At 68.8% G+C, this 11740-nt stretch carries 11 protein-coding genes; 9 read left to right on the plus strand and 2 right to left on the minus strand.

Annotation, left to right across the window (positions count from 1 at the left end; all coding sequences use genetic code 11):
* Nucleotides 1–10 precede the first annotated feature (10 nt).
* The 5 genes from MJ603_RS12005 (at nucleotide 11) to MJ603_RS12025 (ending at nucleotide 5889) form a co-directional block, all read left to right on the plus strand.
* On the plus strand, nucleotides 11–2146 hold the full coding sequence (locus MJ603_RS12005) for an alpha-galactosidase (protein WP_243064268.1): 2136 nt from the start codon (nucleotides 11–13) through the stop codon (nucleotides 2144–2146).
* A gap of 161 nt (nucleotides 2147–2307) precedes the next feature.
* Nucleotides 2308–3168, plus strand: a complete 861-nt coding sequence (kynA, locus tag MJ603_RS12010; RefSeq protein ID WP_243063965.1) for a tryptophan 2,3-dioxygenase — start codon at nucleotides 2308–2310, stop codon at nucleotides 3166–3168.
* Complete coding sequence (locus tag MJ603_RS12015; protein ID WP_243063966.1) at nucleotides 3165–4220, plus strand: hypothetical protein; 1056 nt, start codon at nucleotides 3165–3167, stop codon at nucleotides 4218–4220. The genes kynA and MJ603_RS12015 overlap by 4 nt, the downstream gene beginning before the upstream one ends.
* Entirely contained in the window at nucleotides 4217–5479 is a 1263-nt protein-coding gene (locus MJ603_RS12020; RefSeq protein ID WP_243063967.1) for a kynureninase, read from the plus strand. The genes MJ603_RS12015 and MJ603_RS12020 overlap by 4 nt, the downstream gene beginning before the upstream one ends.
* Nucleotides 5480–5574: 95 nt before the next feature.
* A complete protein-coding gene (locus MJ603_RS12025; RefSeq protein WP_243063968.1) occupies nucleotides 5575–5889 on the plus strand; it encodes a hypothetical protein in 315 nt (104 codons plus the stop codon).
* Nucleotides 5890–5908: 19 nt separating this feature from the next.
* Here MJ603_RS12025 and MJ603_RS12030 read toward each other — a convergent pair whose 3' ends face one another.
* Nucleotides 5909–6544 (minus strand): TetR/AcrR family transcriptional regulator, encoded by a 636-nt coding sequence (locus MJ603_RS12030; protein WP_243063969.1) that lies wholly within the window; start codon nucleotides 6542–6544, stop codon nucleotides 5909–5911.
* 76 nt (nucleotides 6545–6620) lie between these two features.
* On the opposite strand from MJ603_RS12030, the gene MJ603_RS12035 reads away from it, so the two are divergent.
* On the plus strand, nucleotides 6621–7583 hold the full coding sequence (locus MJ603_RS12035; protein ID WP_243063970.1) for a zinc-binding dehydrogenase: 963 nt from the start codon (nucleotides 6621–6623) through the stop codon (nucleotides 7581–7583).
* Nucleotides 7584–7708: 125 nt separating this feature from the next.
* Here MJ603_RS12035 and MJ603_RS12040 read toward each other — a convergent pair whose 3' ends face one another.
* On the minus strand, nucleotides 7709–8263 hold the full coding sequence (locus MJ603_RS12040) for an ATP-binding protein (RefSeq protein WP_243063971.1): 555 nt from the start codon (nucleotides 8261–8263) through the stop codon (nucleotides 7709–7711).
* A 67-nt stretch (nucleotides 8264–8330) separates the two neighbouring features.
* Between MJ603_RS12040 and metG the strand changes: the two genes are divergently transcribed.
* The 3 genes from metG to rsmA are packed head-to-tail and all read left to right on the plus strand — an operon-like array spanning nucleotide 8331 to nucleotide 11733.
* Nucleotides 8331–9917 (plus strand): methionine--tRNA ligase, encoded by a 1587-nt coding sequence (gene metG / locus MJ603_RS12045; RefSeq protein WP_243063972.1) that lies wholly within the window; start codon nucleotides 8331–8333, stop codon nucleotides 9915–9917.
* Between the two features lie 4 nt (nucleotides 9918–9921).
* Entirely contained in the window at nucleotides 9922–10827 is a 906-nt protein-coding gene (locus MJ603_RS12050; RefSeq protein ID WP_243063973.1) for a TatD family hydrolase, read from the plus strand.
* An 18-nt stretch (nucleotides 10828–10845) separates the two neighbouring features.
* Nucleotides 10846–11733: a 16S rRNA (adenine(1518)-N(6)/adenine(1519)-N(6))-dimethyltransferase RsmA gene (rsmA, locus tag MJ603_RS12055; protein WP_243063974.1), complete on the plus strand. Its 888-nt coding sequence runs from the start codon at nucleotides 10846–10848 to the stop codon at nucleotides 11731–11733.
* Nucleotides 11734–11740 lie beyond the last annotated feature (7 nt).

Below are 11740 nucleotides of genomic sequence, written 5' to 3' on the forward strand. Positions count from 1 at the left end.
CGGCATCGTGATCGATCGGCTGTACCTTCGCGCGGCAGGCACGAGCCTCCTGCTCGACCTGCGCGACGGCGACGTGCGCGTCGCGCACTGGGGTGCAGACCTCGGTGACCAGGCTCCCGATCCTGCCCTGGTCAGCGGTTCCGCGCCGCACTCGGCGTTCGACGACCCGGCTCCGGTCTCGCTGATCCCACAGCCCGCACGGGCATGGCGCGGTACCCCCGGCCTTGCCGGTGACCGTGCCGGGAGGGCGTTCTCACCGCGGCTCGTTGTGCAGGATGCCTCCCTCGAGCCGGCGGACGGCACCGGTGGCCAGCGTGCGGCGCTGGTGCTGAGGGACGAGGCATCCGCTCTGCAGGTGGACGTCGCGCTGACACTCGCGCCCGGCGGCCTGCTGCTGGTGGATCAGACGCTCACGAACCTCGGTGCCGACGACTACGCCGTCGCTGCGCTCGACGTGTCGCTGCCCGTTCCGGCGCAGGCGACGGAGTCGCTCGACCTGACGGGGCGGTGGGCGCGGGAGAAGCATCCGCAGCGTCATCGCATCGACCAGGGAACGTGGACCCGCAGCGCACGTCATGGCCGCACGGGTCACGACTCGACCCTGGTGATCGCGGCGGGCACGCCGGGGTTCGGGTGGCGCTCCGGCGAGGTCTGGGCGCTGCACCTGGGCTGGAGCGGCGACCACACGTCCCGCATCGAGCGCGCGGGCGACGGGCAGACGCTGCTCGCCGTCGGCGAGCTGCTCAAGTCCGGCGAGCTCGTGCTGGGTGCAGGGGAGAGCTACACGGCACCCACGGCGTTCGCTGCGTACTCCTCGCACGGGCTCGACGGTGTGAGCGCGGGCTTCCACGACTGGGTGAGGGGCCGCGAGGGGCATCCGTCGACGCCGCGTCCCGTGGTGCTCAACACGTGGGAGGCCGTGTACTTCAACCACGACCTGCACGTGCTGAAGAGCCTTGCGGATGCCGCATCCGACCTCGGTGTCGAACGCTTCGTGCTCGACGACGGCTGGTTCCTCGGTCGTCGCGACGACACGAGGGGCCTCGGCGACTGGTTCGTCGACCCCGACATGTGGCCGCTGGGCCTCACGCCGCTGATCGACCACGTGAGGGACAAGGGGATGCAGTTCGGGCTCTGGGTCGAGCCGGAGATGATCAACCAGGACTCGGAACTCGCACGCGAGCATCCCGACTGGATTGCGCGGCCCGCGGGCGCGCACGGTCGCACGTCGCCGACCTGGCGAAGGCAGCAGGTGCTCGACCTTGTGAATCCGGATGCCTGGGACCACATCTTCGAGCGGCTCGACGCGTTGCTCACCGAGAATGCGATCGACTACCTGAAGTGGGACCAGAACCGAGATCAGGTGGAGCTCGGCCACGATGGTGTGGCGTCCACCCACGCACAGACGCTCGCCGCGTACCGGCTGTTCGACGCGTTGCGCGCCGCGCATCCGAACGTGGAGATCGAGAGTTGCTCGTCGGGAGGCGCCAGGGTCGACCTGGGCATTCTGCAGCGCACGGACCGGGTGTGGGCATCCGACACCAACGACGCCCTCGAGCGCCAGACCATCCAGCGCTGGACGCAACTCGTTCTGCCGCCCGAGCTGGTCGGCGCGCATGTCGGGCCGAGCACCGCGCACACGACGGGTCGCACGCACGCCCTGTCGTTCCGTGCGATCACCGCTCTGTTCGGACACTTCGGCATCGAGTGGGACGTGCGAGGACTCACGGATGCCGAACGCACCGAGTTGCGTGCTGTGATCGACTTCTACAAGGCGAACCGTTCGCTCATCCACACCGGTCGCTCCGTGCGCATCGACCGCCCGGACGAGTCGGATGCCGCGTACGGCGTCGTCTCCCACGATCGTTCCCGCGCGCTGTTCGTCTACGCAACGCTCGCCACGTCGCCGAACGAGCTGTCGTCGCGGCTTCGCATCGCGGGGCTCGACCCCGATGCGCGGTATCGGGTCACCCTCGGCCTGCCGCTGGACGAGCACGCGATCGCACATCGCTCGCTGCCGCACTGGCTCACGTCGGACGAAGGGGAGGTCGTCGTCACGGGTCGCGTGCTGGCCGAGATCGGCGTGCCGCTGCCCGGCCTCTACCCCGAGCACGCCCTGGTCCTGGCCCTCTCGCAGGTCGAGTAGCGCCGTCGTCGCTGGTCGAGTAGCGCCGCCGCAGGCGACGCGTATCGAGACCTGTGAACGCGGATCTCGATACGCGTCCGCTTCGCGGGCGCTACTCGATCAGCCAAGGGGGCTCCTCGATCAGCGGGGGCGCAAGAATGGGAGCGAAGCAGGGAGGCTCCATGACCGATCGCGACGAGCACGACAGGTACGAAGCGGGGATCGTCACCGACTTCTCGAAACGCATGAGCTATTCGTCGTATCTGAGCCTGGATCGCCTGCTCGACGCGCAGCATCCGGTCAGCGATCCGGAGCATCACGACGAACTGCTGTTCATCATCCAGCATCAGACGACGGAACTGTGGTTCAAACTCGTGCTGCACGAGCTGACGGATGCCTGCCGCCTGCTGCGCGACGACCAGCTGCAGCCGGCGCTCAAGCGCATCGCACGCGTGAAGCACATCCAGCGAACGCTCACCGAGCAGTGGTCGGTGCTGGCGACGCTCACGCCGACCGAGTACTCGCAGTTCCGCGGATCCCTCGGCAACTCCTCCGGATTCCAGTCGTGGCAGTACCGCGCGGTGGAGTTCGCGCTCGGCAACAAGGACGAGCGGCTGTTGACGGTGTTCGCCGACGATCCGGATGCCCGTGCCCTGCTCGCCGACCTGCTGGAGCGCCCCAGCCTCTACGACGAGTTCCTGCGTAACCTCCATCGCTCCGGCTTCGTGGTTCCCGCGTCCGTGCTCGAGCGCGACGTCACGAAGCCGTACCGGTTCGACGAGAGCCTCATGCCGGTCATCCGCGAGATCTATCGGCACGCCGAGGACAACTGGTCGCAGTACGAGGCGTGCGAGGAGCTCGTCGACCTGGAGGAGAACTTCCAGCTCTGGCGGTTCCGCCACCTGCGTACCGTGCAGCGCACGATCGGCATGAAGACGGGCACAGGGGGATCCAGCGGTGTGCCGTTCCTGCAGAAGGCGCTGTCGATCACGTTCTTCCCCGAGTTGTTCGAGGTGCGCACGCAGATCGGTGCGCCTGCGTGATCGACGAGGGCCAGGTCATCGTCTTCGAGGACTACTGGATCGGCTCGTTCCGCGGACCGACCGCGTTCGTCGTACGCGACGGCCTGCTGCAGCGGGCCGAGCAGTACGCCAGCCCCGACCTGGTGATTCCCGGCACCCTGTTCCCTCGGCTGACAGACCACCACGTGCACCTCGGGCTGGTCGATCCGAGCGGCCTGCTCGCCGCCGGCGTCACCAGCGTCGTCGACCTCGGCTGGATCCCCGCGGAGTCGTCCCGACTGCGCAGGGATGCCGCGTTCCCGGGATCCACGCTGCCCGAGGTGCACATCGCGGGCGCGTTCCTCACCTGCGTCGGCGGATACCCGAAGGGGCGCGACTGGGCGCCTGACGATGCCGTCGTCGAGTTGTCGGGGCCGAGGCAGGCGGAGGCGGCGGTGCTCGCGCAGGTCGCACTGGGGGCATCCGTCATCAAGGTGACGTTGAGCAGCGACGACGGGCCGGTGCCGAGCCCCGAGCTGCTCGAGGCGATCGTATCGAGTGCACGTGCGAGCGGCGTGCCCGTTGCGGCTCACGTGCAAGGCGAGGGGATGACCGCGCGCGCCTTGGACGCCGGCGTCAACGTGCTCGCGCACACGCCGTTCAGCGAGCGGCTCGACTCCGACCTGATCGCGCGCATCTCGCGGGCGCGCACCGCGGTCGTCTCCACTCTCGACATCCACGGCTGGGGCACTCCGAGCGAGGCGTTCGAGATCGCGAGCGAGAACCTGCGGCACATCGCTGCTGCGGGCGGACGCGTGCTCTACGGCACCGACCTCGGCAACGGCCCGCTCCCTGTCGGCGTCAACGAGCGCGAGCTCCTCGCGCTCGCGGCCGTCGGACTCGATCGTGACGCGCTCATCGCGAGCATCGCCGGTCACGAGCATCCCGAGGCGATCGGCCCTCGACTGGCGTGGGTCCCCGGCCTGCCGCTGGACTCCTCCGAGGGTGCCGCCGAGACAGCGAGCTGGATCGCCACGGCCCGCGGAACGACCGTCGACTACCTGGAGGAGACCGTGGAAGGATCCCCGTCATGACCTCACCGGATGCCCATCTCGCCTTCGCCCGACGGGCCGACCGCAGCGACGGGTTGGCGCATTTCCGCGCCCGGTTCGTCGAGCCGGACGACGAGGTCGTCGCCTACTTCGACGGCAACTCGCTCGGCCGGCCTCCCCTGGCGAGCATCGAGCGCGTGCAGCGCTTCATGATTCAGGCGTGGGCATCCAAGCTGATCCGCGGCTGGGACGAGGAGTGGATGGAGCTGCCGTTCACGATCGGGGACCGCATCGGTCGGGCGGTGCTGGGGGCGGCATCCGGTCAGACCGTGATCGGAGACTCCACGACCGTGCTGTTGTACAAGCTGGCGAGGGCGGCGGTGGATGCCCCGCGCGGCTCGGGCGCGCGCACCGAGATCGTGCTCGACACCGACAACTTTCCGACCGATCGCTACGTGCTCGACGGCATCGCGGCCGAGCGAGGGCTGAGCCTGCGCTGGATCGAGGCGGACCCGGCATCCGGAGTCACACCCCGGCAGGTGGCCGCCGCCGTCGGACCGCAGACCTCGCTCGTGGTGCTCAGCCATGTCGCCTATCGCTCGGGATACCTCGCCGAAGCTCAAGCGATCACCGCCATCGCCCACGACAATGGCGCGCTGGTGCTGTGGGATCTTTGCCACTCGGCAGGCTCCGTTCCAGTGGAGCTCGACGCGTGGGGCGCCGACCTCGCGGTGGGTTGCACGTACAAGTACCTGAACGGTGGACCGGGATCGCCGGCGTTCGCCTACGTGCGGCGCGATCTGCAGGAGGTGCTGGAACAGCCGATCCGGGGCTGGATGGGTGCGGCGGACGTCTTCGCGATGGGTCCCGAGTACCGCCCGGCCGACGGGATGCGCCGCTTCATCAGCGGCACGCCGCCCGTGATCGGCATGCTCGCCATGCAGGACACCCTCGACATGATCGAGGACAAGGGCATCGACGCGGTGCGAGCGAAGTCGGTGGCGCTCACCGAGTTCGCGATCACGCTCGCGGACGAATGGCTGGCCCCGCTCGGCGCCATGCTCGCATCGCCGCGGGATGCCGCCCGACGCGGCGGTCACGTCACGGTGTCGCACCCCGCGATGCGCGAGGTCACGGCGACCCTCTGGGAGCGGGGTGTGATCCCCGACTACCGCGACCCCGGTGGTCTTCGCATCGGGTTGTCGCCCCTGTCGACGAGCTTCGAGGAGACGTACAACGGCATGGCGGCCGTGCGGGATGCCCTGCGCGAGCACCTCCTCGCGGCGTCCGGGCTGGGGTAGTCCTTCGCGCCCCCGATGACGCATTCACGGGTGACCCCCGCGGTAAGCTTCACGTCCTGGCGCCCATCGGCGGCCGATCGGAACGGATGACCACCATGTCTCGCACTGACGACTTCGACTCCCTCGTCTTCGACCTGAAATCCGACCCCGACAGGGACGTCGACGTGCGCGACGGCTCCCTCTACGTCAAGGGGCGCCGATTCGCCTACCTGGTGGGGGACTCCCTCGCCGTGAAGCTGCCGTCGAATCGCGCCGACGACCTGGTCGCAAGGGAGATCGCGACATTCCTCGAGAAGGAGCCGGGCGAGGCATCCCACTGGGTCGCGATCAACGACGTCGCGGACTGGGGCGAACTCGCCGCCGAGGCACACACGTACGCGCACGGTCCTCTTCCCGGCGGGGCATCCTGAGCTGAACTGAACGCGGCACCTACCGGCTGTTGTGCACCATCGCGGATGCCAGCCGAGGCGCTCGCGGCAGATCTGCGCGGGTGCCTGAGGCGCTGAGCGCATCGATGGCGAGCGCGGTGAAGCGCCTGGCCGCCGCCGCACGGTGCTCGGTCGGAGCGGACGCCAGTCCCCGGCCCGCCATCAGCACGAGCAGCAGGTCGTCCATGACGAAGTCGGCGCGCAGGCCTCCTGCCCGCTGAGCCCTCGCGGCCAGTTGTGTGAGCATCCGGAGCAGGGATGCCCTGTGTGCGGCGACACTGTCGACCTGCGGGTTCGCAGACATGAACGCGTCGACGAAGCCCTGGTTCTGAACGTTGAGCACGGTGATGCGCTCGATCACCGAGCGGAAGCCGCGCCACGGGTCGGGGTCGGCGCAGCCCTCCGCCACGATTCCGCTGCAGGTGCGCAGCTCGTCGGCGAACGCCGCGTCGATGAGGACCTGCTTCGTCGGAAACCGACGGTAGAGGGTCGCGGGACCGACGCCGGCGTGACGCGCCACATCACGCATCGTCACATCGATACCGCGCTCGGAGAACAGTTGCCGAGCCGCGTCGAGCACGCGATCGCGGTTGTCTTGGGCATCGGTGCGAAGCATCCGAGGCATTGCGTCGGCCATCTCTCTCACTTCTGTAACCGGACGGGGGCGTCCATTACGGTCGCAACGGTACCCCGCCGACACGAAGGAGAACATGATGCGAGCGGTGACGATCCAGCGATTCGGCGACCCGGGCGGCATGACGGTGTCGGATGTTGCGGCACCGGTCCCGGCACCAGATCAGGTGGTGATCCGGACCGAGGCGATCGGAGTCGGCGGGGTCGACGCCGTGATCCGCCGCGGCACTCTCGGCGGCGACGGGTTCACCGAGGGCCACATCCCGGGCAGTGAGGTCGCCGGCGTCGTGGCGGCGGTCGGCGACGAGATCGATCGCTCCTGGATCGGGCGCAGGGTCTGGGCGTTCACCGGCACCGGCGGCGGATACGTGGAGCAGGCGATCGCGAGTATCGGCGACGTGATGCTGTTGCCGGACGGCCTCACATCGGTCGACTCGGTGGCGATCGGGAGCGCGGCGCCTGTCGCGCACTTCGCGCTCAGGCACGCGCACGTCGCACCTGGCGAGTCCGTTCTGGTGCGCGGTGCGGCCGGCAGTATCGGCATCGCCGCCGTGGAGCTCGCGGCTCACGGGGGCGCGGGCCCCGTCGCGGTGACGACGTCGTCGCACGAGCGCGGGCGCAGGCTCGTCGAGCTCGGGGCGACACACGTGCTCGACCGTTCGGGGGCCGGCGAGGCGGATGCGCCGGCATCCTTCGACGTGATCATCGACATCGTCGGCGGCGCCGACGTGCCCGACTTCATCGACCGCCTCGCCCCGAACGGACGCCTCGTGCTCGTCGGCGCGGTGGCGGGGATGCCGCCTGCCGACTTCGGCATGCGCCTCGTGCGGGCGTTCCAGCAGTCGCGATCCGTCGCCACGTTCAGCCTCGACACCGTTCCGACCGCCGATCGGGATGCCGCCCGCGCTCGCTTCTTCGAGGCGGCGGTCGCAGGCGAGCTCCACCCTGTCGTGCATGAGGTGCTGCCGCTGGAGCGTGCGGCGGATGCGCATCGGGAGATGGATGCCGGCACCGTCTTCGGGCGCATCGTGCTCGTGCCGTGACGCATCTGATTTGGCCCGTGAGTTCCTGTTTCGCGAAGTGGATTGCGGAAGATTCGGAAGAAGATGCGACCTTGGACGACCTGCCGCCCGTGCCGCCGACACCCGCGCCAGTGAAGCTCGACTGATCAGTCAGGCCCGCTCCCTGCGAGCACGGCGAGCAGACGCGCATATGTCTCATCCGCATTGAGACCTGTCGTGTCCAGACAGATCGTGTCAGGGCGGTCGGCGAGGTAGGACTCCAGATCCAGCCGAATCTTCTGGAGCAGCTCGCTGTCGGGGTCGGAGAGTGCGTGCTGCGTGTACGCCTCGACGGCGTGCCCCGGCCGTTTCGCCAGAAGGCGTCGTTCGTGCTCGGCCGAATCGGCCAGCAGCGCGATCTCGACGTACTCGGCGTGTGCCTGCGCGGCGATGTCGTCCGCCCACGGATGCCCGTCGAAGCTCGTGATCAGCTGCGGCAGCACCACGTCATGTCCGCCTTCGAGATGCCGAACGGCGATCGCCGTCCCGTGACCGCGCGCGACGGTCAGTGCCGAGGGGAAGTCATGCTGCCATCCGCCGACCAGGCCGACGAGCAGGTCCACATCCAGATTCAGCGTGCCGGGATGCTCCGCCGCATACCGCCGCGCCAGCGTCGACTTGCCGACCAACGACGGGCCGTTCAGGTGAATGAGCCGGGGCATTCCGCCACCCTAGCGAGCGTCCGTAACACGACAAGGCGGGTGTGCGCCGCCAATTAGGATGGAACGCATGTCCGACGGCTCCTCGTTCTACATCACCACGCCCATTTTCTACGTGAATGATGTTCCCCACATCGGGCATGCCTACACGGAGGTAGCCGCCGACGTGCTCTCCCGCTGGCACCGTCAGGCCGGCGACGACACCTGGCTGCTCACCGGGACCGACGAGCACGGACAGAAGATTCTGCGCACGGCCACCGCCAACGGGCTCGAGCCGCAGGAGTGGGCGGACCGGCTGGTGGCATCCGCGTGGAAGCCGCTGCTGGAGACCGTCGACATCGCCAACGACGACTTCATCCGCACGACCGACGTGCGTCATGAAGAAGCCGTCGGCAAGTTCCTGCAGAAGCTGCACGACGACGGGCACATCTACGCGGGCGAATACGAGGGCTACTACTGCGTGGGCTGCGAGGAGTACAAGCAGCGCGATGAGCTCGACGAACCCCTCAGCGGCGAGTACCAAGGCCAGCTGGTGTGCAAGATCCACTCCCGGCCGATCGAGATCCTCAAGGAGAAGAACTACTTCTTCCGCATGAGCGACTTCGGCCAGCGGCTGCTCGACCTCTACGAGTCGCAGCCGGACTTCGTGCAGCCGGAGAGCGTGCGCAACGAGATCATCCAGTTCGTGCGGCAGGGCCTCTCCGACCTTTCGATCTCGCGGTCCAGCTTCGACTGGGGCATCAAGGTGCCGTGGGATCCGTCGCACGTCGTCTACGTGTGGTTCGACGCACTGCTCAACTACGCGACGGCCGTCGGCTACGGTGACGACCCCGAGCTGTTCGCCCGGCGCTGGCCGGCCTACCACCTGGTGGGCAAGGACATCGCCCGATTCCACGCCGTCATCTGGCCCGCCATGCTGATGGCGGCAGGGCTCGATGTGCCGCACAAGGTCTTCGGCCACGGATGGCTGCTCGTCGGCGGCGAGAAGATGAGCAAGTCCAAGCTCACCGGCATCGCGCCGTCGCAGATCACCGACACGTTCGGGTCCGACGCCTTCCGGTACTACTTCATGCGCGCCATCAGCTTCGGCCAGGACGGCTCGTTCAGCTGGGAAGACCTGTCCGCCCGCTACCAGGCGGAGCTCGCGAACGGCTTCGGCAACCTCGCCTCGCGCGTGATCGCGATGCTGCAGCGCTATTTCGACGGTGAGATCCCCGTGTCCGGCGAGCCGAACGAGGCGGACCTCGAGGTGCGGACGGTCGTGGCGGATGCCGCGACGAACGCGGATGCCGCCATCGAACGTTTCGCCATCCACGAGGGTGTCGCTGCGGTCTGGACCATCGTCGACGAGCTGAACGGCTACATCACGGAGCAGGAACCGTGGGTGCTCGCCAAGGACGAGGCGACCCGTGAGCGACTGAAGACCGTGCTCGCCACCACTGCCGAAGGGCTGCGTGCGCTCGCCGTCCTGCTGTCCCCGGTGATCCCGAAGGCGGCGGGCACGCTGTGGGCGGCGCTCGGTGCGCAGGATGCCCTCGGCGACATCACCGCCCAGCCGCTCCGCGACGCGGGACGATGGGGGCAGCTGCCTGCCGGCATCCGTGTGTCGCAGCTCGATGCACTGTTCCCACGGATCGAAGCGGCCGTCGCAAGCTGACCCGATGCCCAGCGATCCGACGTACCCGCCGCTGCCGACGCCCCTTGTGGTGCCGGTGTACGACAACCACACGCACATCGATCCGTCGGCGCGGCCCGGTCGCATCGAAGACGGCCACGCGCTCGGTTACCGCGAGCAGCTCGACCGCGCTTCGGCAGTGGGCGTGCGGGGGGTCGTGCAGGTCGGCACCGACGTCGAGTCGTCGATCTGGGCGGCGGAGACGGCCGCGATCGAGCCGCGCATGCTGGCGGCGGTGGCCATCCACCCGAACGACGCTCCCGACCTGGATGCCGCCGGCGCGCTCGACGACGCGCTGGCCGTGATCGACTCGCTCGCCGCTCGGCCGCGCGTTCGGGCGATCGGCGAGACGGGTCTCGACTTCTTCCGCACCGACGCGAGCGGGCGTGCCGCCCAGTTCGCGTCGTTCGAGGCGCACATCGAGATGGCCAAACGACACGGCCTGGCCCTGCAGATCCACGACCGCGACGCGCACGACGACGTCATCGCCACGTTGCAGCGCGTCGGCGCCCCAGAGACCGTGGTGTTCCACTGCTTCTCCGGCGGAACCGAGCTGGCGCAGACGTGTGCCGACAACGGCTGGTTCATGTCGTTCGCCGGAACGGTCACGTTCAAGAACGCGCAGAGGCTGCGGGATGCTCTCCAGATCGCCCCGCGGTCGCTGCTGCTCGTCGAGACGGACGCCCCGTACCTCACGCCGACGCCGTATCGCGGCCGGCCCAACGCTCCCTATCTCATTCCTCACACGGTGCGGGGCATGGCCGAGGCGATCGGCACGGATGTCTCCGTGCTCGGCGCCCAGCTCGTCTCGAACACCGAACTCGTCTACGGCAAGTGGGACTCCGAGCCGGTGGCCACGCCTCCGACGACGCCCACCGGCGCGATCGCCTAGCGCGGGCAGGGGCATCCGATGCAGCTACTGGGCCCTGCGCAGATCAGAGATCTCGCCGACCTCCTCGACGTCACACCGACGAAGAAGCTCGGGCAGAACTTCGTGATCGACGCCAACACGGTGCGACGCATCGTGCGCGTCGGCGGTGTCGAGGCCGGCGACGTCGTTATCGAGGTCGGGCCGGGTCTCGGGTCGCTCACGCTCGGGCTCTTGGAGACGGGCGCCTCGGTCGTCGCCGTCGAGATCGACCGGAGGATGGCTGCACAGTTGCCGATCACGGTGGCGGAACTCGCGCCCGAGGCGTCGTCGAAGCTGACCGTGCTGCATCAGGATGCCCTGAAAGTGACGGAGCTGCCCGCCGCGCCGAACCGCCTCGTGGCGAACCTGCCGTACAACGTCTCTGTGCCCGTGCTCCTGCACCTGCTGCAGACCGTGCCGACGTTGGCTTCCGGAGTCGTGATGGTGCAGGCGGAGGTGGGCCAGCGCCTCGCCGCCGAGCCCGGCTCGAAGGTGTACGGGGGCCCCAGCGTGAAGGCGGCCTGGTACGGATCGTGGCGCACCGCCGGCCAGGTGTCGCGGCAGGTCTTCTGGCCAGTGCCCAACGTGGACTCGATCCTGGTGGCGTTCGAGCGCCACGAGCTTGCCGACGACGATCCCCGCAACGACGATGAGTTGCGCCGCCGCGTGTTCGCCGTCGTCGACGGTGCATTCGGGCAGCGACGCAAGATGCTGCGGCAGGCGCTGGCAGGGATCTTCGGGGACTCGGCGCGGGCATCCGCTGCGCTGGAACAGGCCGGTTTGCCGACCACGGCCCGCGGCGAAGAGCTGACGGTGGAGCAGTTCACGGCGCTCGGGCTGCTGCTGCCGTCGACCGGTGAGTCGCCGGAGCAGAGCTCACGCGTGTGATGTGCTT

Source organism: Humibacter sp. RRB41, assembly GCF_022761015.1.
In the GTDB taxonomy this organism is placed as follows: domain Bacteria; phylum Actinomycetota; class Actinomycetes; order Actinomycetales; family Microbacteriaceae; genus Humibacter.